This window comes from Corallococcus sp. AB030 (genome assembly GCF_003668965.1).
Classification (GTDB): domain Bacteria; phylum Myxococcota; class Myxococcia; order Myxococcales; family Myxococcaceae; genus Corallococcus; species Corallococcus exiguus.
The window spans coordinates 1-26243 of sequence record NZ_RAWQ01000119.1 but is presented as its reverse complement, the minus strand read 5'-3'; the positions used below and the strand labels follow the sequence as shown (position 1 = coordinate 26243).

The 26243-nt window shown below is 70.0% G+C and carries 19 protein-coding genes and 1 pseudogene; 10 read left to right on the top strand and 10 right to left on the bottom strand.

Translation table 11 applies throughout. The features are described 5' to 3' along the window. Nucleotides 1-472: 472 nt before the first annotated feature. The 4 genes from D7Y15_RS25820 to D7Y15_RS25805 all read right to left on the bottom strand — a co-directional run bounded on the left by D7Y15_RS25820 (nt 473) and on the right by D7Y15_RS25805 (nt 4074). Nucleotides 473-694, bottom strand: coding sequence for a hypothetical protein (locus tag D7Y15_RS25820; RefSeq protein WP_120574806.1), 222 nt, complete (start codon nt 692-694; stop codon nt 473-475). A 61-nt stretch (nt 695-755) separates the two neighbouring features. After that, nucleotides 756-2345 carry a glucose-6-phosphate isomerase gene (locus tag D7Y15_RS25815; RefSeq protein ID WP_121754238.1) on the bottom strand — a complete coding sequence of 530 codons (1590 nt, stop codon included), beginning with the start codon at nt 2343-2345 and terminating at the stop codon, nt 756-758. Between the two features lie 170 nt (nt 2346-2515). Beyond that, the gene (locus tag D7Y15_RS25810; RefSeq protein WP_120574808.1) at nt 2516-3415 is read right to left on the bottom strand and encodes a sterol desaturase family protein; all 900 of its coding nucleotides are present in this window, start codon (nt 3413-3415) and stop codon (nt 2516-2518) included. A gap of 20 nt (nt 3416-3435) precedes the next feature. Continuing rightward, the gene (locus tag D7Y15_RS25805; protein WP_120574809.1) at nt 3436-4074 is read right to left on the bottom strand and encodes a TetR/AcrR family transcriptional regulator; all 639 of its coding nucleotides are present in this window, start codon (nt 4072-4074) and stop codon (nt 3436-3438) included. A 380-nt stretch (nt 4075-4454) separates the two neighbouring features. Here D7Y15_RS25805 and D7Y15_RS46440 point away from each other — a divergent pair. Continuing rightward, nucleotides 4455-4907 (top strand): annotated as a pseudogene (locus D7Y15_RS46440) (M23 family metallopeptidase); the annotation flags it as partial. A 174-nt stretch (nt 4908-5081) separates the two neighbouring features. Here D7Y15_RS46440 and D7Y15_RS25795 read toward each other — a convergent pair. Further along, nucleotides 5082-6791 (bottom strand): GTPase, encoded by a 1710-nt coding sequence (locus D7Y15_RS25795; protein WP_121754237.1) that lies wholly within the window; start codon nt 6789-6791, stop codon nt 5082-5084. A gap of 278 nt (nt 6792-7069) precedes the next feature. Between D7Y15_RS25795 and D7Y15_RS44250 the strand changes: the two genes are divergently transcribed. Beyond that, nucleotides 7070-7981: a hypothetical protein gene (locus D7Y15_RS44250; RefSeq protein WP_233605093.1), complete on the top strand. Its 912-nt coding sequence runs from the start codon at nt 7070-7072 to the stop codon at nt 7979-7981. Nucleotides 7982-8003: 22 nt separating this feature from the next. Further along, complete coding sequence (locus tag D7Y15_RS25790; RefSeq protein WP_121754236.1) at nt 8004-9242, top strand: hypothetical protein; 1239 nt, start codon at nt 8004-8006, stop codon at nt 9240-9242. A gap of 16 nt (nt 9243-9258) precedes the next feature. On the opposite strand, the gene D7Y15_RS25785 is transcribed toward D7Y15_RS25790, so the two are convergent. Both D7Y15_RS25785 and D7Y15_RS25780 read right to left on the bottom strand, forming a co-directional pair. Beyond that, nucleotides 9259-9966 (bottom strand): hypothetical protein, encoded by a 708-nt coding sequence (locus D7Y15_RS25785; protein WP_121754235.1) that lies wholly within the window; start codon nt 9964-9966, stop codon nt 9259-9261. Between the two features lie 258 nt (nt 9967-10224). Next, complete coding sequence (locus D7Y15_RS25780; protein WP_199733726.1) at nt 10225-10551, bottom strand: hypothetical protein; 327 nt, start codon at nt 10549-10551, stop codon at nt 10225-10227. Between the two features lie 249 nt (nt 10552-10800). On the opposite strand from D7Y15_RS25780, the gene D7Y15_RS25775 reads away from it, so the two are divergent. Next, nucleotides 10801-12120, top strand: coding sequence for a hypothetical protein (locus tag D7Y15_RS25775; RefSeq protein WP_120574812.1), 1320 nt, complete (start codon nt 10801-10803; stop codon nt 12118-12120). 77 nt (nt 12121-12197) lie between these two features. On the opposite strand, the gene D7Y15_RS25770 is transcribed toward D7Y15_RS25775, so the two are convergent. Beyond that, a complete protein-coding gene (locus D7Y15_RS25770; protein ID WP_121754234.1) occupies nt 12198-14468 on the bottom strand; it encodes a di-heme oxidoredictase family protein in 2271 nt (756 codons plus the stop codon). 288 nt (nt 14469-14756) lie between these two features. On the opposite strand from D7Y15_RS25770, the gene D7Y15_RS25765 reads away from it, so the two are divergent. Together D7Y15_RS25765 and D7Y15_RS25760 are read left to right on the top strand one after the other, a co-directional pair. Then, nucleotides 14757-15407, top strand: a complete 651-nt coding sequence (locus D7Y15_RS25765) for a 2OG-Fe(II) oxygenase (RefSeq protein WP_121754233.1) — start codon at nt 14757-14759, stop codon at nt 15405-15407. Then, nucleotides 15404-16066 carry an SRPBCC domain-containing protein gene (locus D7Y15_RS25760; protein ID WP_120574815.1) on the top strand — a complete coding sequence of 221 codons (663 nt, stop codon included), beginning with the start codon at nt 15404-15406 and terminating at the stop codon, nt 16064-16066. The genes D7Y15_RS25765 and D7Y15_RS25760 overlap by 4 nt, the downstream gene beginning before the upstream one ends. A 22-nt stretch (nt 16067-16088) precedes the next feature. Here the strand turns inward: D7Y15_RS25760 and D7Y15_RS25755 are convergent, their stop codons facing one another. After that, nucleotides 16089-17699, bottom strand: a complete 1611-nt coding sequence (locus D7Y15_RS25755; RefSeq protein ID WP_120574816.1) for a Na+/H+ antiporter — start codon at nt 17697-17699, stop codon at nt 16089-16091. A 182-nt stretch (nt 17700-17881) separates the two neighbouring features. On the opposite strand from D7Y15_RS25755, the gene D7Y15_RS25750 reads away from it, so the two are divergent. Next, complete coding sequence (locus tag D7Y15_RS25750) at nt 17882-18784, top strand: dimethylarginine dimethylaminohydrolase family protein (RefSeq protein ID WP_233605092.1); 903 nt, start codon at nt 17882-17884, stop codon at nt 18782-18784. Then, nucleotides 18774-19568, top strand: coding sequence for a hypothetical protein (locus tag D7Y15_RS25745; protein ID WP_121754232.1), 795 nt, complete (start codon nt 18774-18776; stop codon nt 19566-19568). Before D7Y15_RS25750 ends, D7Y15_RS25745 begins: the two co-directional genes overlap by 11 nt. Nucleotides 19569-19571: 3 nt before the next feature. Here D7Y15_RS25745 and D7Y15_RS25740 read toward each other — a convergent pair whose 3' ends face one another. Next, nucleotides 19572-20243 (bottom strand): MBL fold metallo-hydrolase, encoded by a 672-nt coding sequence (locus D7Y15_RS25740; RefSeq protein WP_120574850.1) that lies wholly within the window; start codon nt 20241-20243, stop codon nt 19572-19574. Between the two features lie 121 nt (nt 20244-20364). Here D7Y15_RS25740 and D7Y15_RS25735 point away from each other — a divergent pair, with 121 nt between their 5' ends. Continuing rightward, nucleotides 20365-22236, top strand: a complete 1872-nt coding sequence (locus D7Y15_RS25735; RefSeq protein WP_121754231.1) for a lipase maturation factor family protein — start codon at nt 20365-20367, stop codon at nt 22234-22236. A 109-nt stretch (nt 22237-22345) separates the two neighbouring features. Beyond that, nucleotides 22346-26243, top strand: a 3898-nt coding sequence (locus tag D7Y15_RS25730) for a protein kinase (RefSeq protein WP_233605091.1), incomplete at its 3' end; no start/stop codon positions are given.

Genomic DNA, 26243 nt, shown 5'->3' with positions numbered 1-26243 from the left:
CCGGGGGTGCAGGCACGAGCACAGTAGCCATCCCTCCCCACGCACTCGAACTCCGCCCTGCATGCGGAGGTCGCATCGAAAGCGGTCTCCAAGCAGGGCTCTCCCTCCTGGCGAATGCCCACGAGCGCGCAGAGCCTGACCAGGACTTCGCCCGCACTGGAGACCGGCAGGCTCGTGCATCGTTGCCCTTCGGGGCACTGGCTGTCGGTCGTGCAGGCGCTGTCCGTGCAATAGCGCCGGAAGCGGACGTCGCGGTAACAGACGAGAGGGGCCTCACAGTCGGTCTGCTTCAAGCAGGTGTAGTGGTAGGTCACCCGCCGCATCCGCTCGTCGTAGGTCAGCATGGGGACCAGGCCCTCCGGTTCCTGCATGGGTGTCGCACTCGCTTCCCGCACCTGCTGGAGGACGAAGAGTGCGGGGGCCAGGAGGACGAGGCAGGCCACCAGGCTCATGGACACGTGCCAGGGCCGCGTCATGGTCCACCACACAGCTCGATGCACTCTTCGCTCGGCTCGGTGTCACGGGGACAGAGGCGCTGGTAGTCGCGCGAGGTGCAGCTCGAGTCCGGTATCTGCTCCAACGCGTCCTTGTGCGCCGCCCGGTCCAGCTTGCCGCCCGGACGGTGCACCTCCGGGCATGCCGCCAGTCCGCCCAGGACGCACAGCCACAGCCCCACCGCGTGTGCTCGGCCCATGACGGTCCAGGCTAGCCGTGGCCTGGAACCGTCAGGCATTGCCCTGGCGGGCAATGATTTGTCACACGGACTGGAAGCGGGCCTCCGCCGGACGCGCGCCACCCGAGCGCTTCACGCCGTGGTCGCCGTTCGCGGACAGGTGCTGCAGCAGCTTGAACACCGTCTCCACCTCATCCGCCGCGCCAATGTCCTGCGCCAGCTGATCCGCGGACCGCGCCTCCGCCTTCGCCGCCTTCAGCTTCGAGAGCAGCTTGCCCTGCAGCTCCAGCACGCGCCCCGCGGCCTTCTTGCCCGCCTCCACGCCCGGCTGGTGATAGGCATTGATGTTCACCAGGCTCGCGTAGAGGCCCACCGCGCGCTCGTACAACGCAATCAGCGCTCCCACGGTGCGCGCGCTCACGTCCGGCACGGTGAGCGTCATCGACTCGCGGCCCTTCTCGAACAGCGCTCGGCGCGTGCCCAGCAGGAACCCCAGCAGGTAGTCGCCGCTGGTGTTCTCACCCTCCACCGCCAGGGACTTGCCGTCCCGGTCCTTCAGCACCTCCACGAAGGTGACGAAGAAGTTGTTCACGCCCTCGCGCAGCTGCTGCACGTAGGCGTGTTGGTCCGTGGAGCCCTTGTTGCCGTAGACGGCGATGCCCTGGTTCACGACCTTGCCGTCCAGCGACAGCTCCTTGCCCAGCGACTCCATCACCAGCTGCTGGAGGTACTTGGACATCAGCATCAGCCGGTCCTTGTACGGCAGGATGACCATGTCCTTCTGGCCCTTGCCGCCACCCGCGTGGAACCACATCAGCGCGAGCAGCGCCGCCGGGTTCGCCGCCGCGTCATGCACGCGCGTCGCCGCGTCCATGTCCTTCGCGCCCGCGAGGAAGCCGTCCACGTCCAGCCCCTGCAACCAGGCTGGCAAGAGCCCCACCGCCGACATCACCGACGTGCGCCCGCCAACCCAGTCCCACATGGGGAAGGTGCGCAGCCACTTGTGGCCCTTGGCGTAGTTATCCAATTCGCTGCCGTCGCCCGTCACCGCCACCGCGTGCGCGCCGAAGTCCAGGCCGCGCTGCTTGTAGGCGGCCTCCGCCTCCAGCATGCCGTTGCGCGTCTCCTTGGTGCCGCCGGACTTGCTGATGACCACGGTGAGCGTCTCCGCCAGCCGCTCGCCCAGGCCGTTGAGCACCCGGTCCATCCCGTCCGGGTCCGTGTTGTCCAGGAAGTGCACCTGCATGGCGTCCCGGCCGCTGCCCAGCGCGTCCGCCACCAGCTGCGGACCCAGCGCCGAACCGCCGATGCCGACAATCAGCACCTGCGTGAACTTCGCAGCCTTCACGGGCTTCACCTTGCCCGCGTGCACGTCCTTCGCGAACGCGGCCACCTGGGCCTGCATGTCCGTGATGGCCGTCTTCAGCTCCGCCTCCGGCGCCAGCTCCGGGGCGCGCAGCCAGTAGTGGCCCACGCGGCGCTTCTCATCCGGATTGGCGACGGCGCCCTTCTCCAGCGCGTCCATGGCCTGGAACGCCGCGTCCATGCGCGAGCGCATCCCGTCCAGGAAGTCCGCGCCGAAGTTCATGCGGGAGATGTCCAGCGTGAGCCCCACGGAGGGGACGACGCACAGGTGCCGCTGGTACCGCTCCCACAACTCGCGCTCCGTCATGACCCGACTCCCTTGCAAGGGGCGCCGACCTCATGCGCGGCGCCCGCCAGAACCGTCGCGGCGCACCGTAGCAAGGCCCGCACGGCGCGGACGCAACGATGTCGCGGCCCGCGTTGCCTGGACGTCGCTTCCACCCCCCAAGCTGTCCTCTACCCGGAAGGGCGCGGGCCCTACGGTGCCGAGGGCGCGGCTTCCACGGGCGGGGACTCCGACGGCGGCAGCGCCCCCTTGGGCTTCCAGGCCGGGTTGCGGAAGATGTAGCCCAGCCGCTGGCTCAACGGTCCCGGGCGGGCCGCGTCCCTCGCGATGGCGGCGAACTCGTTGAACGCGATGCGCACCGGGTTGTGCGTGGTGAGGTTCTTCGTCAGCCCGTAGATGGGGCGCTCGGTCTCCGGGACGAACGTGCCGAAGAGGCGGTCCCAGATGATGAGGATGCCCGCGTAGTTCACGTCGATGTAGGCCGCGTTGGAGGCGTGGTGCGCGCGGTGGTGCGACGGCGTGTTGAACAGCCACTCCACGGGGCGCGGCAGCCGGTCGATGGCCTCCGTGTGGATCCAGTACTGGTACAGCAGGCTCACGGCCTGCTGCGTGACGATCATCTCCGGGGAGAAGCCCAGCAGCGCCAGCGGTACCCAGAACACCCAGCCCGTCATCGGCGTCCACGTCTGCCGCAGCGCCGTGGACAGGTTGTAGTGCTGGCTGGAGTGGTGCACCACGTGCGACGCCCAGAAGAGGCGGCTCTCGTGGTGGACGCGGTGGAAGGCGTAGTAGCAGAGGTCTTCCAGGAAGAAGAGCAGCACCCACGCCACCAGCCCGTGGCCCATGCGCAGCGGCGTCAGGTGGTAGAGCGCCGCGTAGCCCGCGAACGCCACGCCCTTCCAGAACACGCTCACCGCCACGTTGCCCAGGCCCATGGAGAGACTGGCGAACGTGTCCTTCCACGTGTGGCCCTTGATGCTCTCGCCGCGCTCCTGCCGCAGCTTGCGCACCCAGAGGGCCTCGGCGATGACGGTGATGACGAACACCGGGATGGCCGGGGTGATGAGGTCGGGGATGTGCGTCATGTCCATGGCTGCTGACCTCCTGCGAATCAATCCTTGGGTGCGAACGCGACGCGCATGAAGCGCGCCAGCGTGTCCAACATGCGGCGGTGCGCTGGATCCGAAGGACGGGCGGCCCCACCCACCGCCGCGCCCTGCACCGCGTCCAGCGCCAGCTCCACCACACCGTCGAAGTCCGGATGCGTGGCGGCCACGTCCGGGAACAGCTCGCGCGCCACGCGGTGCATGTTCTGGCGGTGCGGACCGTCCACCACCGCCAGCGCCTTCTGCAGCTCCGGGCTGGTGCGCGCCGCGACGTACAGCTCGATGGCGGCCTGCAACTCCGGTCGCTGGTAGGCGGTCCACAGCATGTCCACCGCCGCCCCCACCCGGTCCTTTCCGGACGGACGCGCTCCCACGCCCGCGAGGAAGTCCTGGATGAGGCGGGGGAAGAGGTGCTCCACCGCCACCGCGAGCAGCTCCTCCTTCGTTTCGAAGTGCGTGAAGAGCGCCCCCTGCGACACCCCCGCCCGCTTCGCCACCTCCACCGTCGTCAGCCGCGCATAGCCCTGCTCCACCAGCGCCTCGATGGTGGCGTCCAGCAGCTTGCGGCGCGTCGACTCGCGGCGCTCCGCCTGCGTGCGGCGCACCGGCGCCTCGACCTTCCTGGGGGCGGACTTCGGGGGCATACCGGGAGGATAACCGTTCACTTAAAAAGTGACCAGTCACTTTGTTGGGGCTGTCCGCGAGCCGACGGGTGATCGCGGGACAGGGGCCTTCCAAAGCCTGCCCGTGGGGCGTTCGAGCAGGCGAGCGTCTGTCTTTACATCTGGACAGATGTCAGGGATTGGAGCGTCACGGGTTGAGAGGCACAACGCCTGCCAACTGAGCAGGCAGGGAGACAGGCGCTCCTGTGCTTTCGAGACATTTCCCCTCTGGAGTGTGGTCAAGGGTCGCCCCCTTGGGACGGAGCGGGGCGCGGCTCGGCTGCTAGTGATCCGTTCGGGACTGAGCGAAAATCCCGAGGAAATAGCGCAAGCCCTTGTGCCGGTTGTCCGCCCGCCCCGATATGACCATTACCGCTCTTCTCGTCGGCTCCCTCCTCGCTTCGGCTCCTGCCCTCCCTCCCGCCGCCAAGGCGGCCGCGAACATGCCTGAGGTAGGCGTGCCCTTCGCGTGTGGTCGCATCTATACGGTGAGCCAGGGCCATGAGACTGGCAGTCACCAGCACAACGACACGTTCGCGTGGGACTTCCGCATGCCGGAAGGCACTCCCATCGTGGCGTCGCACGACGGCGTCGTGCGCATGGCGCGGGGTGACAGCAAGCAGGGCGGGTGCGGCGAGCAGTTCGCTCCGCTGGCCAACTACGTCGTCATCTCGCACGGCGACGGGCTGGAGACGCAGTACCTGCACTTCAGCGCCGTGGTGGTGAAGGTCGGTGAGCGCGTGAAGGAGGGCCAGCTCATCGGCTTCTCCGGCGCGACGGGCTGGGCGTGCGGCGCGCACCTGCACTTCAAGGTCGCCAAGGAGCAGGGCGCCGGGTGGAACAACCCCTCCGTGCCCGCGCGCATCGCGGGCTTTGGCGATCCGGTGCGTGAGACGCTGGTGTCGGCGCCGCTGTGCAAGGACTCCGCGCAGCCGATGATGGCCTCCAACGGCGGCGTCCACCTGCCCGGCCAGGCCGTCATGTCCATGTCACCCGACAGCGCGAATCCGCTCCAGGATGCGTCGCGCGGCCTGCCGCCCGGTGCCAAGGCCATCATCGACGGCCTCTCCCAGCCTCCTGCCCAGGGCGGCGAGGGCCTCGACAAAACGCCCCCGGCCCGCTCTCCCCGCATGGCGAGCGGCTCCGACGAGACTCGCTGACGCGAGCAGCGCTCCGGCGCCCGCGAGCAACCCGAAGAAGGCCCCCGCGTTGAGGAAGTACTCCAACGGCAACAGGGGGCCTTCGACGTATCCGCGCACCACGCGGTACCCCACGTGCCCCAGCAGCGCCAGCAGGGGCAGGTTGATGAGCGGCAACACCAGCCACCGGGCCGTGCGCCACCAGCGGGCCACGGCCTCCGCGACGGCGGTGGAGGCCGTGTAGCGCCAGGCGCCCGCGCGGGCCACGCGCAGCTCCGCCAGCATCACCTCCACGTCCGGCACGCCCAGGCGCTCCGCCTCCAGCCCCTGCGTGCGCGCCACGCTGCGCGCCTCCGCCAGGGCGGTGCGCGCGGCGGACTCCGCGAGGAAGTCGTCCTCGAAGGGCTCCACCACGGCCACCTCCGCGGCGCGTGCGCGGGTGCGGTCCCTCACCGCGTCCACCACCGTGGAGGCCGCCGCCACCGCGAGCCCCGCGGGCAGGCTGCGGCGCGCGACGAGCGCACCCACGCCCATGCCGGACGCCCCCCACAATGACAGCCGCAGCCCCCACGCGGCGGGGCCCCAGAAGCGTCCCGCGGCCTGACGGCGCACCTCTGACGCCAGGTGTCCGTGGGCCAGGGACAGCCGTGCGTCGAAGTCCGTCTGGAGCGACTCCGCCGCGCGCGCGAGCCCCGCGTCCAGCGCGGTGCGTGTCTTCGCGAGCAGTGCGTCCGTGTCGTTGAGCGCCGTCTGGACGGTGGAGGCGAACTCCTCCAGCGCGCCCAGGGCGTTGGTGTGGCGCACGCGCGCGGCGACGGCCTGGGTGGCCAGCCCCCGCAGGTGGAAGAGGAGCGGGCCGAACTCCCCGGAGATGTCCTGACCGTCCTTCGCGGCGCGCGCGCTGATGGCGAAGACGGGGACGTCCTCCGCGGCCAGGCCGTAGTGCTGCGTGGCCACGCGGCGGACCTGGGACTTCAGCGCGTCGCGGGATTCGGCGGAGAGCTCGTCCGCGAAGTTGAGGATGAAGACGAGCGCGCGGCGGCGGGCGAACTCGGTGAGGAACTCCACCTGGGTGGCCTCCGCGACGCTGCCCCGGTGCATGACGACGAGCGCCACGTCCGCCTTGTCCAGCGCGGCGCGCGCGACATCGCGGTGCGCCGTGGCCACGCTGTTGAGGTCCGGCGTGTCGATGAACACCTGCCCGCTCCACAGCCCCTGCGGGCCGGGCGTGTAGCGCACGACGCGCGCGCCGGTGCGGGCCAGCTCGTCCGTGGGCGTGCCCTCCGGCGCGAAGAGGGTGGAGACGGTGCTGGTGGGGCGGTCCACACCTTCACGGGACAGGGACTGGCCGGAGAGGGCGTTGAGCAGGGTGGACTTGCCCGCGCCGGTGGCGCCCACGAGCGCGACGACGAGCGGCGCGTCCTTCCGGGCCACGCCTCGCGCGTAGTCCTCCAGCAGCCGCTCCAGGCGTGGGCCATGTGGCTGGAGCGCGGGAAGCGACAGCGCGTCGGTGAGCAGCGGGCGGAGGGCTTCGGGGTCGGGGAGGCGGGTGTCGTCCACGGAAGGGCCAGCGTGGCGTGGCGCGCGCGTGCTGGCTACCAGGATGAGCGGTGACGGTGCGCCAGCGTGCAATTTAATCGTGTGAACCGCACATTCTCCCCTATTGATTTTGTCCTTGAGGGCTTGAAGGATCGAAAAGTTTCCTGGCCGTCATCTGGACGTTCGAGCGGCTTCCATCCTGAAGGTAGAGGCATGGTTGTGTCGCCCTGATCTTGGCATCAAAATGAAGCCAAGACAGAACGTCGTGTTGATAGTCGGGCTTACTGGTGGGTGGATTGATGACGCTGCTTAGGAAAATTATGGATGCGGCTATTTCTTCTGACCAGCCCATCTCGGACTTGCTGCGGAACTGTAAGGTCCTTGCTGTGAGGATTGGTAGCCAAGACCTTTCTCAGTGGGTTGAGCGTGAGCTGAATGGTTACCCAGATAAGGAGAGTCTGCCGGATTATCGGATTGTGCCAACACAGTCGGCTGGAGATTTTTCCGGGCCATTTGGCTCGGGCTTGAAGAACGCCCCAATACCATTGCTTTCAATTCCTGAGACGTATCATGATTTTGTTTCGCAGGCGTATCTTCGCGATCCAGTCAGTGTGTATGTGGATTTGCTGGGCAAGGAGGACGGGACCCTCAGATTGCGGTGGAATCCAAATATAACTGCTGTTGTTGGGAGGAAGATTTATCAGAATATGAATTGCATGGTTGCTTGGCAGCTCCTTCCGCGTGGCGCGTTGGTGGGGATTGTTGATGCTGTTCGGAATCGTGTTTTGAACTTCGCATTGGAGCTTGAGAAAATGAATCCAGATGCTGGCGAGAAGAGTGGAGAGGCGGGTGTTGTGTCTGAAAAGGTCGTGAGTCATGTTTTTCATACTGTTGTTAATGGCAATGTTGGGAATATTGCCTCGGGAAATCAGTCTGTGAGTCAGTCTGCCGATGTTAAGGTTGCGCAGGGGGATGTCGCCTCATTGAGATCGCAGCTTATGGGGCTGGGCTTTGAGCGGAAGGATGTTGATGGATTGGAGACGGCAATCGTTGAGGACTCCAAAAAAGGCGCTAAGGAAATCGGCGGGGCGACTTGGAAATGGATTGGTGGTGCGCTTGCCAAGGCTGGACAGGGAGGCCTAAAGCTCACGGCCGCTACTGCGAGTTCGGTTCTTTCGAAGATGATTGCTCAGTATTTGGGTTTTTCATGACTGGGTAAGGCTGCGTCAGGAGTTGTCCGCGCCCGGAGGCCTGGAGTTCTCCCGCGGCGGCTTCGTCGTCGCCGGGGACCGTCAATCCTCCGAAGGCGAGGTGAAGATGCGCTGCCAGCCGGGACGTCTGTCGTTGTGGATCGCGGGCGTGCCCGATGTCCCTGCGTTGACGCTGGCCGCGAACATGGGCGCGTTCGGCGCGGTGCGCTGGGACCTGGCGCCGGAGACCGAAGCCCGCCTCCAGGCGCTGCTCGCCCGCGACGACGCCCCCGCCCGCGAGGCCCTGGCCGCCTTCGCGCGGCTGGTGAAGATGAATGACGACGCGCGCGACGCCTCGTTCGGGGAGAAGAAGGAAGAGGTGCGCATCTCCCGCATGGGCTGTCTCTCCACGGCGCTGGAGGCCATCTCCGCCCGGCGGGCGCTCGCGGACGGGGTCCACCCGGAGCTGCATGGCTCGCTGAAGACCGACGGCGCCTGCGCCAAACGCTACGGCATGCGCGCCCTTCAACAGCGGCTCAAGGCCGCCACGCCTCCGCTTCCGCTGAGCGTCGGGGCGGTGAAGGACAAGGCGGAGGTCATCGGCCGGGTGCTGCTCGTTCCCACCACCCCCCCGTGGCCCACGCCCGGGTTGTACTGGAGGGATGGCACCCTGTGCCTGGTCCAGCAGGATGGACGCGGACAGGTGCGCTGCTACGACCCGGCGGCGCGCGAGTGGGGGCCCACGGTCGCGATGTACAGCCGCCCGTTTCCGCGAGAGGACCTGCTCCTGAAGTCGATGTCTCAACCGGGCTCGTGCTACCCGATGGGAGGCCGCGACGTTCCCCTGTCGGAGGACATGCTCGACGTCCTGCCGCTGTCGTCGCGGGCCTCGCTGATCGCGGACCTCTCGCGCGGCGAGCTGGCTCCGGAGTTCAACGTCATCGAAGTCCCCGCGGACGCGAGCCTTGTGCGCACGCGCGCACCCACCGTGGAGGAGCTGGCGCTCGCGGCGCGGAACGGCGGAGGCTCCGCGTCCCTGGGGGAGGGCAGGTTCCTGTTGCACGTCCCGAAGGACGAACGCTCGCCGTGGCTGTGCACGGCGGTGCGCCCGTGGATGTGCTGGAAGCTGCCCCTGGAGTCCGAGGACTACGGTGTGCGCGCCCCCATGGCGTCGCCCGATGGCCGCTGGCTGTCCTATGTGCGGATCCCCTGGGGAAAACCCGACGACCCGGAGAAATACCCCAAGGAGCTCGTCCTGCTGCCGCTGACGCCCATCCCTTGAGCAGCTCCAACGGCCCTCAGCTCGCCACGGCCTCGGCGGCCTGTGGGAGCTGGCCCGTGTCCCCCAGGGTCTTCCAGAGCCAGGCGTTCACGTCGAAGCGCGGGTCGCCCAGCTGGCGTCCCAGGTCGATGCCGTCCCAGGCCAGGTGTTGATCATCCGGAGGCCCCATGTCGCTGAGCGTGCCCATCAGCTTGTTCATCTGCTCTTCGGGGAAGCTGTCGTTGGAGGCGCCGAACATCGCGTAGAAGGCCAGGTGGTGGGTCGGGTCCTCCCGCGGGCCGTCGTCATTGATGCGGCTGGTGCGAAAGCCGGTGGGCGGGAGCGGGTGCGGGTGGTTGATGTTCCAGCGCTGGTCCCGCTCTGACGTCAGGCCCTCCAGTCCGGAGTCCGTGCCCGCGAACAGCAGGCCCAGGTCGCGTCCGGCCTCCGCGCCATGAATGCGCGTGGAGGGGCCGTCCCCGGTGGTGAGCAGCCACCGGACGCGCTGGACCGCGCGGGAGAACAGCTCCAGCGCGAGCCGCCCTTCCCGGCGCTCCGCCTCCGCCCGCTCCCGGAGGAAGTCGCGCCGCAGGTGGGCGTGTTGCCGGAAGAACTCGCGCACCGCCGCCACCCGCCGCGCCGCGACGGCGGTCAGCCAGTGTCCCCGTGCATCCATGAAGGCCACGGCCTCCACCTGGAGTTCACTGTCGGAAAGCGGCGGCGGAGGGGCGGGACGATGCTCCATGGGCGTTCTCCGGGAAAAGGGACACCGGAAAGGTCGGAACGCTTCATGAGGCCGGGAGTGGGGACTCCACCGCACATGTCTGCCATTGCGCATCACGGACGCCGACCGTGCTCCCGTGCGCAGTCGTCTGGGACGCCTGGGTGTCAGGCGGCCTCCGATGATGTGGTTCCCATCGGCTCGGACGGAGATCTCAAGCTGGGATGTGGGCACGGCGGGGAGACGCGAATGCCTCCGAGCACCGGCCGGTGAACGGCTCCTCTAGATTTTCAGCAGCCGCTTCACGGCGTCCGCGGTTTCCTCGGGACGCGTGTTGAACCCGATGGCCGCGTTGGGCGCGAAGCGGTGCACCGCATTGACGACGCTCTCGAAGAACGTGAGGTTCTTGACGGGGATGCGGACGCCCGCCCCGATGACGATGCAGTCGTAAGGGGCGGTGTTCGACAGCCAGTCGCGAATCGCCGTCGCCGCGGACTCGTCGGGCATGATCTGCAAGAGGTCTGCATGCCAACCGCGGTTGCGCATCTGCTCCAGCCCGACAGTCAGGCTCTTGCGGATGGTCTCCGCCGTAAAGCCATAGGGAAGCATCGGATCTGAAAAATCAACGGTCTCGGCTGCTGCCCGATGAGTAGCGTTCTGATCATGCCCGTTCCGTCCTGGTTGGTAGGTGGCCCTCTGGAACCCTCAATAGTGTTGGGAGGGACCCGCTGTCCGGCCAGGCGTGGCTGCCCGTTGGTTTCAGTAGCGCACCATGTCCGTGAGAATAGCGGGCGGGGCCGGCGTATCCCCCCTGCGTGAGCGCGGCCTGCGCCGCTGGCTCCTTCCCGGGTGGCATACATGACGCGATACCTGTCCCGCCTTCCTCACCTCCTCCCCTTCGCGGTGGCCTCCGTGCTGGCGGCCTGCGGCGGAGAGGAGCGCGACCCCGGTGATGGCCCCGGCGACGACCCCTCCACCAGCGGCTGTGTCCGGACCATCTCCACGGCCCTGACCTCCACGACGACCTGGGCGCCGGGGGCGGAGCGGTGCTCCTACGAGGTGCAGGGTGTCGTGGAGGTGCGTGGCGCGCTCACCCTCGCCCCCGGCACGGTGGTCCGCTTCGGTCCCGACGCGGGGCTGCTCGTCACGGCGACGGGCTCCCTCCATGCGGTGGGCACCGAGGCCGCGCTCATCACCTTCACGGGCACGACGCCCACGCCGGGCTTCTGGAGGGGGCTCGCGTTCAAGTCCAACACCCCGGAGAACGCGCTGGAGCACGTGGTCATCTCCTACGCGGGCAGCGAGCAGTCCTTCTGCTGTGACTTCTTCTACGGGCCGGGCGGCAGGCTGGAGGCCCGGGCGTCCGTGCTGGTGGGCTCCAACCAGGGGGCCAGCAGCCAGGTGCGGATCTCACACACGACGGTGGAGAAGAGCGGCACGCAGGGGCTGTTCGTCTTCAACAAGGCGCGGCTGCCCGGCTTCTCGCGGAACCTCTTCCGGGGCAACCTGGGCGCCCCCGTGGTCGTGAGCCTGTCCACCGCGGGCGCGCTGGACGGCGCGAGCATCTACTCCGGGAACAGCCCCACCCAGCCGGCGGCCAACGGCGACAACGTCGTCCACCTGGTGGCGGCGCCGGAGGCGGACACCGCCACGGCGCAGACGCTGCGCAGGCTGGACGTGCCCTATGGTGTCTCCACCGGCCTTCCGGACACGACCGTGGAGTACGCGGGGGCGCTCACCCTGGAGCCGGGGGTGCGCCTCCAGTTCGAGGCGGAGTCCGGGCTCCGCATCAAGGAGACGGGCTCCCTGGTGGCACGGGGGACGGCGGAGGCGCCCATCGTGTTCACGGGCAGGACGGAGACGCCGGGGTTCTGGAAGGGCATCTCCATCCTCTCCCTGAACCCGGACAACGTCCTCGCCCACGCGCGGGTGAGCCACGGCGGCTCGGACCCCTTCTGCTGTGACTACTTCACGCGCACGGGCGACATCCGGGCCAGCATCTCCGTGGGAAGCGGCACGGGGCGGGGACAGCTGCAGCTGACCGACTCGCTCGTGTCGCAGGGCGCCGGCTGGGGCGTCTTCGTCTTCAAGAACGGCACCTTCACCCAGAGCGCCAGCACCTACGACGGCAATGCCGACGGCACCGTGGGCTACGAGGCGCCGCCCCTCGCGCCCTGAAACGGCACGACGCCGGACGCGAGGGGCACGGATGGCCCCTCCCGCCCGGCGTCTGTGTTTGAAACCGGCCTGTTGCCTTACAGCGAGTTGACGAACTTCAGCAGCGCGTTGCGGTCCGCGGCGCTGAGGTTCACGAAGGCCTGCTTGGAAGCCTCGCCCTCGCCGCCGTGCCAGAGGATGGCCTCGGTGACGTTGCGCGCGCGGCCGTCGTGCAGGTACGCCTCACCGCCGGACACGCCCGACGTCAGGCCAATGCCCCAGAGCGGAGCCGTGCGCCACTCGGCGCCGGAGGCCTGGCCTTCCGGCAGGTTGTCCGCCAGGCCCGCGCCCATGTCGTGCAGCAGCAGGTCCGTGTACGGACGGATGGTCTGGCTGCGGAACTCGTTCATCGCGCTGTACTGGCTGGTGGTCAGCGTGGGCGCGTGGCACTTCGCGCAGCCCGCGTTGGTGAACACCGTCTCACCCTGCATCGCCTGCGAGTCCGAGTGGTCGCGGCGGGCGGGGACGCCCAGCAGGGCGATGTAGCGGGTCATCTTGTCCAGCTCGCTGTCGGCCAGCTCCGTGCTCGTGCCCGCGCAGCCTTGCTGCGACGAGCCGCAGTCCATTGTCTTGAACACGTTCGTCGTCACGCCCATGTCGCTGTTGAGCGCCTCGGCCACCTGGTGCTTCACGCGCGCCGTGCCGGCCTTCCAGCCGAAGCGGCCCATGCGGGTGACGCCCGTCTCCGGGTCCTTCACCGTCTGCATGCGGCCGGAGATGCCGTCGCCGTTCGCGTCGTTCGGGTCCGCCAGGCCGGCAATCTGCGTCTCCGGCACCGCCTCCAGCAGGCCCATGCCCACCAGCTGCGGCGTGATGCGCGCGGAGAAGTTCGTCGGCGTCACGTTGAGGAAGCTGTAGTTGGGCTTGCGCAGGCTGTACGCCGTACCGCCGGGCAGCGTGCCGCTCGCCGTCGTCGTCCAGCTGCCGATGCGCACGTCCGCCTCCGGCGTGCCGCTGACCGCGCGCGGCTGCAGGCGGAAGCCCAGCGCGGGGTCCACCGTCACGGTGCTGCCGTTCACCTTGCCCACCTTCACCACGTAGTTGTCCAGCGTGGTGTTCGTGGTGGTGGGCGGCAGGCCGCGGCCGTTCTGCTTGTGGCAGGAGATGCAGGACACGTTGACGTAGTTGTTGCCCAGCTTGTTCGCGTGCGCGCTGAAGATGGGGTTGTCCGGCTCGGAGTGGGTGCCGTCGCGGAAGTTCGTGTGGTGCAGGCGGCGGCCTTCCACGAAGGGCTGCGCGTTCACCGGCGCCATGTTGGTGGCCATCTGCAGGAAGCGGTTGTCCGGCTCGTTGGAGAACGGCGTGTGCAGCGTGGTGCGGCCGCCCGCCCAGGCCTTCTCCGGCAGCGGGAAGGAGTCGCGGATGCCGCCCTGGCCCTCGAAGGGCACGATGCCGCCCTGGCCCACGATGTAGAGCATGCCCGTGGAGTAGTAGTTGAAGCGGCCCTCCACCGGCGCCTGGAGGAACACGCCAATCTCCAGCTCCATCCGGTCACCCACGCGGATGGCGCGGCCTTCCTTGGCGTTGAAGTTCACCGACGACGTGTACTTGTAGTCGTTCACCTTCACGAAGTCCGCGTTGTGGAAGTACTCGGCCACCGTGTTGAGGCCGCGGAAGAACGCGCGGAAGTCCGGCGAGTCATACGGATAAATCGTGTACAGGTTCACCGTGATGACGCTGCCGCCCTTGGCGACCTCGTCCACGATTTCAATCCAGTGGGTGCGCTTCTCGAAGTACAGCTTCAGGTAGTGGTCGTACGCCTGGTACATGTCCTCGCGCATGTGGCGGTCGCGAACGCGGTCGCCCACGCGGGTGATGATGGCCGTGGAGGTGTTCTCCACCGTGGCCGGCTCCAGCGCCGTGGCGCTGGTGAACAGCGGCACCACCGGGCCCGCGTCGCCGTTGGGCGGAGGGCCGGAGTCAGGCGTGCCCGTGCCGGAGTCAGGCGTGCCAGTGCCCGCGTCCGTACCGCCGCCCGTGCCGGTATGCGTGTAGCGCGTCCAGGCCGTGTCACGCGCACAGGCGCAGGACACGTCCCAGTACGTAAAGAAATAGTCGATGTAGTTGCCGTTGCTCAGGCCCGTGACGGTGTACTGGTTGCGGCCTCCCGTCACCGCCATGCGGATGTTCTGCTGCAAGCCGTCGTTGAGCTTGTAGTGGATGTCCGCCCAGTCCGTCGTGTCGACGTAGAAGAGGGCGGATGAGCCCGATGGCGTAACGCCATACGTGGCGGCTTCTGCGGAGGGAACCGCCAGACAACTGACGGCCAGGAATGCGAGCGCGATTCCCGTGAGTCTGCTTCGGCTCATGGTTGCAACTCCATTGTGGGGGTGGATGGGGCGTGGGACGGCGAGCGCTGCGAAGGGGACTTCGTAGCTTGTCCGAAGAAAGTCTGAACGCCTGGGAGCCGCAAGGTGGGATGTCGGAGAATTCGACTTAGGCCTGATAACTGATAAATAAGCGAAATTGATATCATCCCTGACGCGCTGTGTTGGCAGGGATTGACGCGTTGTGTTGCGCATGGGGCGTGGAGGGCTTCCGCCCGAGTGACGGCGAGGGATGGGGCAGCGCGGCGTGGGTGGGTAGACTCCGGGGCCATGCGCTTCCAGCCACCGTGGGGTGGAGCCTTCCGGCTCGACACCTTCTTCCACCGCACTCCGGACGTCCTCCCGGAGGAGACGATGGCCTCCATCCGCTCGGCCATCCTGGGCTCGTCGCTCCTGGGAGAGTCGAACCTGTCGGGCCAGTTCTCCGGCACGTACGGCTTCTCGCTGACGTTCCGCCGGGACGCGCTGCCGGACGTCCACGAGCGCTTCCCGGCGTTCGCGCCGTACCTGGCGAAGACGCTCCTGCCGGAGTGCAACGCGTTCCTGCTCAACCCGCTGCTGGTGGGCAAGGGCCGGAACGTCGCGGCGCACATCGACCGGAGTCTTGAATTCTACGGTCCGAGTATCGGCTGCCCGGTGGCGGTGAGCGTGCTCTATGTCCAGGTTCCGAAGGAACTCCGGGGCGGGGCGCTGCGGCTGTACCACCGGGGAGGTCGGGTGGCGGAGCTGACGCCGCAACAGAACGCGCTGGTGATGTTCCGGGGCGACCTGCTGCATGAGGTGGAGGCCATCACCTCCGGCGCGGAGTCGATGCAGGAGTCGCGGATCAGCCTGGTGGTGGAGCAGTACCGCGCGCCCGCGGAGCAGCTGGCGAACGTGCCGCGCTTCGAGCTGCGCACGCGCTCGGGGGTGCGGGCGTGAGCGACCTGACGCTGGAGTGGAAGCTGCCCGCGCCGCCGGACGCGGTGTTCCCCGCCTTGTCCGAGCCCGCGCTCATCCGCCGCTGGTTCGGCGCGCCGCCGGGCTGCTACCGCACGCACGCGCCGGACCCCGGTGCGTTGGGCCAGCCCTACCGGATAGGCCTGAGGGACTCGGCGGGTCGTGCGTTCTCGCAGGTGGGCTGCATCGTGCAGGTGGAGCCGGGGCGGTTCCTGGCGCTGGAGATGGACTGGGAAGGTGGCGGGCCGGTGCCGCCGGGACGCACCCGGGCGGAGCTGACCTTCCACCTCGCGGAGGACGGCACGCGGCTGGAGCTGCGCCAGGGTCCGTTCGCGGACGACGCGGCCCGGGACGCGCACCGCGCCTACTGGGAGGCGTGCCTGGGGAGGCTGGCGCGCGTGGTGGCGGGGGAAGCAGTGCCGTGCTTCGAGGAGTTCTGGGAGGAGTCGCGCGGCTACGTGGGGCCACTGGCGGTGGCCGCGTACGCGGTGCTGGCGGGGCTGCGCGAGGCGGGCGCGCCGAAGGAGGCGGTGGCCCAGGTGGAGGACGTGCTCTACACGCACCTGTCGCGGCTGCGCGAGGACACCGCGGACGTGCTGGGCGCGGTGCTCCAGTCGCGGGTGGAGGGCGGCGCGAGCTGAGGGGCCGCCCTCCTCCGGCTGCTCAGGAGGCCAGGGCCTGCGGCGGGGACGCGGGGGTGTCCTCCTCCGGGACGTGGGCCTCATCGTCCTTGGCCTTGGCGATGCGCTCGTCCAGCTCCGCGGTGAGGTGCTCGAAGACCTCCTTGTTGAGCGTGCCCTGCTGATAGGCGCTGAAGAGGGCGTCCTTCTCCACGATGAGGACGCGGCGGATGGCCTCCTGCTTTTCCTCGTCGTGGAAGCGGTTGGACTGCTGCTTGAGCGTGATGAGCTCCTGCTCCACGGCCTGCGCCTTCTGCTGGTAGTCGCGCTCCAGGGGCTCCAGCGCGTCCACCGGAATCTCGCGGCCGCGGCGCATGGTCTCCAGCGACGCGAGCGCCGCGTGGATGGCGCCCAGCTTGCCGCGGGCCAGCTCGTACTGCTCCTGGTAGACGTCCTTGATGCCGGTGATGCCCAGCGCCTTGAGCACCGGCGCCATGGTGAGCCCCTGGACGATGATGGACAGCACCACCACGCCGAACGTCATGTTCACCAGGAGCTCGCGGTGGGCGAAGTCGTTCGGAAGGCCGAGCACCAGCACCATGGACACCGCGCCGCGCAGGCCGCTCCAGGTGAGCACCGCGCTCCACTTCCACGGCAGCTTCTCCGACGTGAACCGCAACAGGCCGGACACGCCATAGACGACCACCGCGCGGCCCAGCATCACCGCCCCGTACGCCAGCAGGATGGGCAGCCACGAGTCGAGCAGCGACGACAGCTTCACCTCCAGGCCGATGAGCAGGAACACCACCGAGTTGAGCGCGAACGCCAGGTACTCCCAGAAGCTCTCCACCGCGATGCGCACCGTGGGGCCCATGCCCTCCTGGGCCGCCCAGTTGCCGCACACCATGCCCGCCACCACCACCGCGATGACGCCCGAGTAGTGGAAGTGCTCCGCCACCACGAAGGACCCGTACGCGGCGATGACCGTGCAGGTGATCTCCACCATGGCGTCCTCGACGCGCAGGATGACCTTGCCCACCACGAAGCCCACCGCCGCGCCGATGACGGCGCCCATGCCCGCCACCTTGATGAAGTCCATCACCGCGCCGCCCACGGTGAACTCCTGGCCCGCCGCCACGCTCACCACCAGCGTGAAGAGCACCACGGAGGTGCCGTCGTTGAGCAGGCTCTCACCCTCCACCAGGATGGCCAGCCGCTTGGGCGCGCCCAGCGCCTTGAACAGGCCCACCACCGCGATGGGGTCCGTGGACACGATGAGCGACGCGAACACCATCGCGTGGATGAGGCCGAAGCCCTCCAGCGCGTTCAGCCCACTCATCGCCGGGGACAGCAGCAGCGCCGTGAGCGCCATGGACGCCACCACGCCCGGAATCGCCATGGAGGTGATGGCCAGCTTGTTCTTCATGAACTTGCGGAAGTCCACGTGGAACGCGGCCTCGAACAGCAGACCCGGCAGGATGACCGCGAACAGCAGCTCCTTCGTCAGGTGCGGCGGTTCAAAGGCCTGCACGATGCCCAGGCCCAGGCCCGCCAGCACCAACGCCACCGTGTACGGAAACTTGAAGTAGCGCGCCGCGATCGCCACCGCTGTCGCGATGGAGAAGAGCAGCACGAAGGCCAACTCGAAGTGCATGAATCCCCAGCCCCGTTTGTGCTCAAAAAGCGCGAGGATGCCATGCACGCGGGGCGGTGGGGCAACCCCCTTTCGGAGGGAAATGAGAGGAGACGGGCGGGCGTTGCATTTTGCCAGACTGTTTTCTCAAGCCTGGAGACGGATGCGTTGTGAGGCTCCGGGGCGGTGGCTAGAAGCGAGGGATGATGGACCTCTTCCTGATGTCACCCCCGGGCCGGGGCTGGGCGCTGCGAGGCCGTTCGAACTTCCGCAGCCGTGAGGCCGCTCCGGCGGATGCGCGTGGCGCCCGGCGGGAGTGGCTGACGCTCGCCCGGCACATCGAGTCCCGAGGCGGCACGGTGGTGGCGCTGCCCTCGCCGTCGGACGCGCTGACGGGCATGCCCTACGCGGCCGAGTGCGGCCAGGTGGTGGCGCGCGAGGGCCAGGCCCCGCTGTTCCTCCTGCCCAAGATGATGAGCGCGCATCGTTTCGCGGAGCGTGACCATTGGACGCCGCTGGCCCGGCGCCTGGGCCTGGAGGTGGTGGATCCGGGCGTGGGCATCTGGGAGGCGCACGGCGACGTGGCGACGTTCGACGGCGTGACGCTGCTGTTCTGGGGCGGGCGCACGACGCTCGACGGGCTGGAGGCGGCCCAGAAGTCCTTCCCCGGCGAGGTGCTGCGCGTGCAGGTGCGCGAGCCCGCGTTCCACGGGAACATGGCGGTGTTGCCCCTGCCGGCGGTGGACCGGCTGGTGGTGTGCCCGGACGTGATGGCGCCGGAGTCCGTGGCGCTCCTGGAGCAGCGCTTTGGAGCGAACCGGCTGGTGCGGGTGACGGAAGCGGACATCCGCCGCTACGCGACGAATGGACTGCCGCTGGGCAGGGACCTGCTCGCGCCCACGGTGATGCCCGCGCACATCGTGGAGACCCTCGAGCGCCTGGGCATGCGCGTGGTGTCCATGCCGATGCCGGAGCTGACGGAGAAGGGCGGGGGTTCGTCGCGCTGCCTCGTGTCGCGCGCGTCCGTGGATGCCTCGCGCGTTTCGATTCCGCCCGAGTACCGGTTGGACGTCGTGGCGAAGGACATCGAAGCCGATGGCGGGTGAGCTCGCGTCGCTGGCCCAGGCGTTCTTCGCTTCGACTCCGGAGTTGTCGTTGCAGGCGCTGGGCTCCGGCGTGCACGTCCCATCACTGGACCTGGCGCCGTACGGCATCCCGGTGACGCACCTGCTGGCGGAGCACAACGCGGAGCTCGCGCGGCAATACCTCACGCTCAACCAGCTGGCGTTCGGCGGCATCGGCGTGCCGCGTTGGGTGCTGTCCGACTTGTACCTGCTGCCCGGCGCCATCGGGCTCTTGCGCTGTCCCGCGCGGCTGCTCAAGGCGCCCGCGCGCGAGCGGCTGCTGCTGGCGGATGAAGAGTCGGCCATCGGCGCGGCCTGCTACGTGGCGCCGTCGCTGACGCCGGGGCTGTTCGTGGGCGTGTCGCTGTTCAGCTTCCTGCCGGGGCGGGGCGCGTCCGCGTGGGTGAAGCTGCTCACGCTGGGCATGGTGCGCGCGAAGCGGCTGCGCGGCGTCACCCAGTGGGACAACCCCGCCGTGCGAGTGCACTCGCGGCTGGGGCCCATGCGGCTGGTGGGGCGTGTCCCTGGTGGGCACGACTACGACGAGCGCACCTTCGTCTACGAGACGGACCTCTCCGACGAGGCCCGTGTGGCCCGGGCGATGCTCCGGGGCGACGCGCCCGCGCCCGCCACGCGCATCCCCGTCACGGACCTGTTGTCGCTGGGCACGCTGCTGGACCGGGCGGAAGCCGGGGCACGGCTGGAGCTGGTGCCTCCAGGCCAGGACGCGGGGCACGTGCTGGTGCGCGAAGTGCCTCCGGGCTGAGGCTCAGGGCGCGGGGGCGTGCGGGAACTCGTCGTCCTCTTCCAGGGCCTTGCGCAGGGCGCTGGCGCCGTCCTTGAGGATGGGCGCGCCGTGCGCGAAGCAGACGGTCTGGATGGGCAGGTGATCCAGGATGCGCTGGATGCTGCTGCGCGTGCGCAGCGGTTCGTCCTGGTACTCGCCGGGGACGAAGGTGGGCGTGCGCCGGACTTCGTGTGACAGCAGGTCGGAGATGAACACCACGGCGTGTGGGCTCTTCTGGAGCCACAGCGTGTACATGGCCTCCGTGGGCCCCGGCGTCTGGAAAGTATTGAGGCCGCCCGGCAGCGTGGTGCCGTTCACGTATTCGAAGTCCGGCTTCTCCTCCAGGCCCTGCGCGCCCTCGGGAGCCCAGACGGGCACGCCGAACACCTTGCGCAGGCGCCACGCGGAGCGCTGGTGGTTGCCCGCGGTGAGCACGATGGCGTCGATATCGCCCAGCTTGCGCAGGAGCTTCTCGTCGATGGGCAGCGGGTCGATGAGGGTGACGGTGCCGTCGTCATCCACCACCGCGTAGGCGTCGCTGCGGATGCCGCCGAGCCGATCGTCGGAGACGGTCCAGTGGTGCACGCCGGGGACGATTTCATCCGTCTTCTTCGCCTGGGCCTTGGGCTCGCTCATGCGGACAAAGCTAGGCACCTGTCCCCGGATGACAGGGATGCGCGCTCCGCTGCCCGCCTGCTCCTCCAGCGAGCCCTCTTGTCCCCTTCGCATCCCGCTCTCCGCACGCACCTTTGTCGTCGGACGAAGGAGCGACCCGATGCGCGAGATGCAACCGCTGGTGCTGTTCGATGGGGACTGCGGCTTCTGCAAGCGCTGGGTGGCTCGCTGGAGCCAGGACACCGGTGGCCGGGTGCGCTTCGCGCGCGGGAGCAGGTGGCTGCTCAAGCTCCTGGGCATCTCCCAGAAAGACATGCTGCGGGCGATGCAGCTGGTGGAGCCGTCGGGGCGCCGCTCGTCCGGCGCGGAGGCCGTCTTCCGCATGCTCGCCTGGTCGCCCCGCTGGAGCACGCGTCTGGCCGCGCGGCTGGGGTTGGTGCCCGGCGTCCGGCACGTGGCGGGCGCGGTGTATTCGGTCATCGCGCACCACCGCCGGCGCGCGTCGCGGTGGGACACGTGGTTGTTCAGCCGCGTGACGGAGCCCGCGGAGCACCGGCTGGTGCGCTGGGCCTTCATGAGACTGCTGGGCGGCACGTTCCTCATCGCCTTCACGTCGCTGGGGAAGCAGGTGCTGGGGCTCTACGGGGAGAAGGGCATCCGTCCCATCCGCGACGTCGCGCAGTCCGAGCGCTGGGCCGCGCAGGGCCGCTGGCGCCGTCCCTCCGTGTTCTGGAAGGACGCGTCGGACGCGACGCTGGTGCGCGGCTGCCGCGTGGGGCAGGCCCTGTCGCTGGCGCTGCTCCTCAACGTGGCCCCGCTCCCGAGCGCCGCCGCGCTGTGGGCGCTGTATCTGTCCTATGTGTCACTGGGACGTGAGTTCCTGTCGTTCCAGTGGGACGTGCTGCTGCTGGAGATGGGGCTGGTGGGCGCGCTCACCGCACCGGTCGGCGTGAGGCCCGGGCTGGGGAAGCGGGACGTGTCCGCGCTGGAGGTGTTCCTCTTCCGCATGCTCGTGTTCCGGCTCTACTTCGGGTCGGGCATCAGCAAGGTCCACTCGGGTGACCGGACGTGGCGCGAGTTGAGCGCGTGCGACGTGTACTTCGAGACCGCGCCCCTGCCCACGCGCGGCGGTTGGGCCGCGCACCAGCTTCCGCGCCAGGTGCGCCACGCGGGCACGGCGGCGGTGCTGGCGGCGGAGACGGCGGTGCCGTTCCTCGCCTTCGGTCCCCGGCGCGTGCGGCAGGCCGCCTTCGGCATCCTCTCCGCGTTGCAGGCGGCCATCATCACTACGGGCAACTACGGCTTCTTCAACGTCCAGTCGCTGGCCCTGGGGCTGTGGCTGCTGGACGACGCGGCCCTGCGGCGCGTGTTGCCGGAAGCGCTGTGGCGCGATGCCGGGCCCGCGCGGCGGCCGTCGGTGCCGGGCATGGCGCTGTCCGTGGCCGCGGCGGTGCCATTGCTCACGCTGGGCACCGTGGAGCAGCTGCGCCGGATGGGGTGGTGGCCTCGCGGCCCGGAGCGCCTGGTGCGGGCGGTGGACTGGCTGGAGGACCGGGTGGTGCCGCTGCACTCGGTGAACTCCTACGGCCTGTTCGCGGTGATGACGGTGGACCGGCCGGAAATCACGGTGGAGGGCTCTGACGACGGCGTGCACTGGCGGGAGTACCCGTTCCGATACAAGACGTCGGGTGTGGACCGGCCACCGCGACAGGTCGCCCCGCATCAACCCCGGCTGGACTGGCAGATGTGGTTCGCCGCGCTGGGGTCGCCGCCCTCGTGGTTCCTGGCCCTGATGGAGCGGCTGCTGGAGGGCTCGCCGGAGGTGCTGGGGCTGTTCGCGTCCAACCCCTTCCCGGACCGTCCGCCCCGGCTCGTGCGGGCGGTGCTCCACGACTACCGGATGACGTCCCGGACGGAGCGCCAGCGCACCGGGGCCTGGTGGAAGCGGGAGCGGCGCGGGCTGTATGTGTCGCCGTTGACCCTCGCGCCCGGTGCGTCCGAGCAGGCGGGGCGTCTGACCTGGCACGTCTGAAACATGCCTGGGTCCATGTAGCTCATGCCCGGTACGCCAGGACCCCACACGGGGGCGGAACGGCTAATGGCTCCCCGTGCGAAAGCGAAGGGCCGGGGACTGGCGGGGGATGGGGATCGCTGGGTACGGTTCAAGGGCGATGGTGTCCGGTGCTTCCCCGTCTTCCCTCATCTTCGGCAGGTATGCGGTGCTGCGCCGCGTGGCCGTGGGGGGCATGGGGGAAATCTTCCTGGCACGTCAGGTGGGCGTGAGCGGCTTCGAGCGCCCCGTCATCCTCAAGAGCCTGCTGCCGGATCTGCTGGAGCACGATGGCTCGGTGGAGATGTTCCTCGACGAGGCCCGCGTCGCGGCGCACCTGAACCATCCGAACGTCGTCTCGCTGTACGAGGTCGGCGCGTGGCAGGGCACGTTCTACATCGCCATGGAGTACATCGAGGGCGAGAACCTGGGCCGCCTGGCGAAGGCGTCGCAGCGGGCCGGCACGCCGCTGCCCCACCGCGTCTGCGCGCAGATGATCCGCGACGCGGCGCTGGGGCTGGACCACGCGCACCACGCGCGAGACAGCCAGGGCGCGTCGCTGGAGTTGGTGCACCGGGACATCAGCCCGCAGAACATCATGGTGCGCCTGGACGGCCTGACGAAGGTGGTGGACTTCGGCGTGGCCAAGGCGACCATCCGCGCCAGCCGCACGCGCACGGGAGTGCTCAAGGGCAAGCTGCGATACATGTCGCCGGAGCAGGTGCGCAACGAGCCCGTCTCCGGCACCAGCGACCAGTTCGCGCTGGGCGTGGTGCTGTGGGAGCTGTGCACGCGCCGGCCGTTCATCGACACGGACAACCCCGCGGAGGCCATGCGGCGCATCGCGCTGGCAGCGGTGCCCCGGCCCTCGCAGTTCGTGGAGGGGCTGTCGCCGCTGCTGGAGCAGATCATCCTGCGCATGCTCCACCGCGCCCCCGGCCAGCGCTTCGCCCGCTGCGCGGACGTGGCCCGCGCGCTCCAGTCCTATCTGGATGAAACGCCGGAGCCGCCGGAGGAGAGCGTCCCCGCGGTGGTGACGCGGCTGGTGGGCGACACGGTGCTGGCGCGGCTGCGCGACGCGGGCAGCGGCGAGCCCGGGCTGCCCCAGGTCCGCGAGCCCTCCAACGTGTCGTGCCCGCGCTGTGGCCAGTCCACCAGCGCGACCAGTCGCTTCTGTCCCGCGTGCGGCAACTCGCTCACGCCCATGGGCGTGGACGCCGCGCAGAAGTCGCTCACGCCCTCGTCCGGAGGCGCCGCGCCCAAGCTCCCGCTGATGCCCGCGCTGCGCGAGCCGCCCATGCACCTGGGCGACGAGGATCTCCCCGACGCGCCGACGGCCAAGGCGCCCGCGCGTCGCGGCGACGGCGCCGTGCACGAGCCGCCCACCGACCCGACGATGGAGGTGCCCGCGCCCCTGGCCTCCGCCCTGGCCGCGCCGCCGTCCGCCACCGGGGACGACGACGGACCTCCGGCCCTGGGAGACGAGGCTCCGGGCCCCACGGTGAAGATCCGCGCGATGGACGCGCAGGCGCAGATGCGCCGGCTCACGCTGCTGGTGGTCGCGGGCGAGCCGGCCCACGCGGCCCGGTTGCGCGAGGTGGTGGCGCAGGTCTCCGCGCGCCACCACGTGGAGGCGATGGCGCTGTCGGACACGCACTGGTGTCTGCCCTTCGGCCTGCCGCAGGTTCGCGCGGACGACGCGACGCGGGCGCTGAAGTGCGCGGAGGAATTGGGCGGCGCGGGCCTGAGCGTGAGGCGGGGCCTGGAGTCCGGCGTGGTGCGCTCGAGCGCGGAGGCCGGGGCGCCCCGGCTGTCCGGCCTGGGGCTGGAGCGGGCGCAGGCGCTGGCGGACGCGGCGGTGTCTGGCGAACTGCTGGTGGGCGCCTCGGTGAAGGCGCTGCTGGTGGAGTCGGGCGGGGTGCGCATCGGCATGGCGCGCGAGCTGCCCGGCGGCACGGCGTGGCGGGTGGAGTCCGGCGCGCCCGCGACCCGCGTGGACGCGCTGGTGGGGCGCGACGAGGCGCTGACCCAGGCGGCGATGGTGGTGGAGTCGGCGTGCAAGGGGGAAGGCGGCGCACGGCTCTTCGTGGGGCCCTCGGGTGTGGGACGCAGCCGCTTCCTGGAGGCGGTGGCGGAGCTGGCCGCGGGCGCCTCGCCGCGCGTGGTGTACGCGTGGGGTGGAGACCCTCGTTCCGCGGGAGCGCTGGGACTGTGGCGCACGGTGCTCGCCGCGCTGTCGCGGACCGCCACGGGCGGAGACGCGTCGCTGCCTCCGCTGTCGGGGCTGGGCTTCTCCGAACCAGAGGCCGCGGCGCTCTGGCGGAGGCTCGCGCGGGGCGCGCCCGTGGGCGGCGGACTCCTGCCGGCGGGAGACGGAGCGGTGGTGGACGCCATCCAGCGCGTGGCGAAGCCGACCGGACTGTTGCTGCTGGTGGACGACGTGCACCGCGTGGACGGCCCGTCGCTGGAGATGCTCGCGGGGCTGCTCACGGCGAAGGAGCTGGGAGTGTCGCTGGTGGCCACGGGTGACGTGGACGCGGTGCCCACGTCCCTGGCATCCCTGCCCGTGACGGTGCTGGAGGGGCTGTCGCCGTCGGAGCTGAACGCGCTGCTCACCGCGAGCCTGGGCCTGGCCCTGTCGCCGTCGTTGGAGCGGGCGGTGGCGGACCGGGTGCGCGGCAATCCCGCGCATGCGCTGGCGCTGGTGCGGCTGCTGGTGTCGGTGGGGGTGTTGCAGCGCACGGAGGGCGGCTTCCAGTCCAATGGCCCGCTGTCCCCCGCGGCGCTGCCGCAAGGCCTGGGGCAGGCCCTGGGCGCGCGGCTGGAGCTGCTGCCCGCCGCGTCGCTGCGCTTCCTCCAGCGGGCCGCGGTGGAGGGCTCGCTCTTCTCCGCGGAGCTGGTGCGCGCGTCGCTGACGGCCACGGACGGCGCCGGGGTGCTGGAGGACGCGGAGTGGGTGGTGCCCGTGCCCGGGCAGCCCGGCATCTTCCGCTTCACGAGCGAGGAGGCGCGGCAGGTGCTGCGCGAGCGCCTGTCGCCCCCGCAGCTGCGCAGCGCGCACCAGGAGCTGGCGGAGACGCTGGAGGACGAGGCGTTCGTGCAGGAGCCGGCCCGCGAGGTGCGCGTGGCGGACCACCTGCTGGGCGCGGGTGCCTCCGGCGCGCCGGTCGCGTGCGAGCGGGCGGGCGACTGGTTCGCGGCGCGAGGCGAGTGGCGCTCGGCGGTGGAGTTCTTCCGCTGGGCCCTGGGCCGGGCGCCCGGCGCGACGGCGGCGGTGGTGCGCTGGCAGCTGGACGTGCTCGCGCGCGCGGCGGGATGTCTCACGCAGACGGACCCCGCCGCCGTGGACGGGCTGGTGACGCCGTGGCTGGACCGCGTGCCGGTGATGCAGACGCCCGGCCGGTGGGCGGAGGCCGCGCGGCGCCTGGCCGTCGCGGAGCTGAAGCTGGGGCGCGTGGACGACGCGGAGGTGCGTCTCAGCATGGCGCAGGGGCCGGCGGGCTCGGATCCGGAGGCCGAGGCCCTGGTGCTGGGCGAGCTCGCGCGCGTGCGCGAGGCCAAGGGCGAGACGACGGCCGCGGTGGAGCTGCTGGCGCGCGCCTTCCAGCGCATGGGGAACCGGACCCCGCACGTGGCGGACTTCTTCTGGGAGCACTACCTGCTCCTGGGCCGGCTGCAGCAGCGGCTGGGGCAGCTGGACCGGGCGCGGGTGGCCTTCACGCGCGCGGCGGAGCAGGCGCGGTCGGTGGGCAGCGCGGTGGGCCAGGCGCGGGCGTTGTCGCAGCTCGCGGGCCTGCGGGTCCTCGCGGGCGAGCCGGCCCAGGCGCTGTCGGACCTGGAGCGCGCGCTCGCCCTGGCCGAGCAGGGTGGGGACGCCCAGGAGGTGGCGCGCATCCACTACAACGCCGGGCGCCTGCTGGTGGCGGGAGGCCGGGGGCCGGAGGCGCGCGAGCGGCTGGAGCAGGCGAGGGAGCGCGCCCGGGTGGCGG

What these genes read in the sequence shown, in the direction of transcription:
- D7Y15_RS25820 (WP_120574806.1), bottom strand. Translation starts at nt 694, where the DNA reads ATGGGCCGAGCACACGCGGTGGGGCTGTGGCTGTGCGTCCTGGGCGGA.
- D7Y15_RS25815 (WP_121754238.1), bottom strand. Translation starts at nt 2,345, where the DNA reads ATGACGGAGCGCGAGTTGTGGGAGCGGTACCAGCGGCACCTGTGCGTC.
- D7Y15_RS25810 (WP_120574808.1), bottom strand. Translation starts at nt 3,415, where the DNA reads ATGGACATGACGCACATCCCCGACCTCATCACCCCGGCCATCCCGGTG.
- D7Y15_RS25805 (WP_120574809.1), bottom strand. Translation starts at nt 4,074, where the DNA reads ATGCCCCCGAAGTCCGCCCCCAGGAAGGTCGAGGCGCCGGTGCGCCGC.
- D7Y15_RS44250 (WP_233605093.1), top strand. Translation starts at nt 7,070, where the DNA reads ATGACGCTGCTTAGGAAAATTATGGATGCGGCTATTTCTTCTGACCAG.
- D7Y15_RS25785 (WP_121754235.1), bottom strand. Translation starts at nt 9,966, where the DNA reads ATGGAGCATCGTCCCGCCCCTCCGCCGCCGCTTTCCGACAGTGAACTC.
- D7Y15_RS25780 (WP_199733726.1), bottom strand. Translation starts at nt 10,551, where the DNA reads ATGCTTCCCTATGGCTTTACGGCGGAGACCATCCGCAAGAGCCTGACT.
- D7Y15_RS25775 (WP_120574812.1), top strand. Translation starts at nt 10,801, where the DNA reads ATGACGCGATACCTGTCCCGCCTTCCTCACCTCCTCCCCTTCGCGGTG.
- D7Y15_RS25770 (WP_121754234.1), bottom strand. Translation starts at nt 14,468, where the DNA reads ATGAGCCGAAGCAGACTCACGGGAATCGCGCTCGCATTCCTGGCCGTC.
- D7Y15_RS25765 (WP_121754233.1), top strand. Translation starts at nt 14,757, where the DNA reads ATGCGCTTCCAGCCACCGTGGGGTGGAGCCTTCCGGCTCGACACCTTC.
- D7Y15_RS25755 (WP_120574816.1), bottom strand. Translation starts at nt 17,699, where the DNA reads ATGCACTTCGAGTTGGCCTTCGTGCTGCTCTTCTCCATCGCGACAGCG.
- D7Y15_RS25750 (WP_233605092.1), top strand. Translation starts at nt 17,882, where the DNA reads ATGATGGACCTCTTCCTGATGTCACCCCCGGGCCGGGGCTGGGCGCTG.
- D7Y15_RS25745 (WP_121754232.1), top strand. Translation starts at nt 18,774, where the DNA reads ATGGCGGGTGAGCTCGCGTCGCTGGCCCAGGCGTTCTTCGCTTCGACT.
- D7Y15_RS25735 (WP_121754231.1), top strand. Translation starts at nt 20,365, where the DNA reads ATGCGCGAGATGCAACCGCTGGTGCTGTTCGATGGGGACTGCGGCTTC.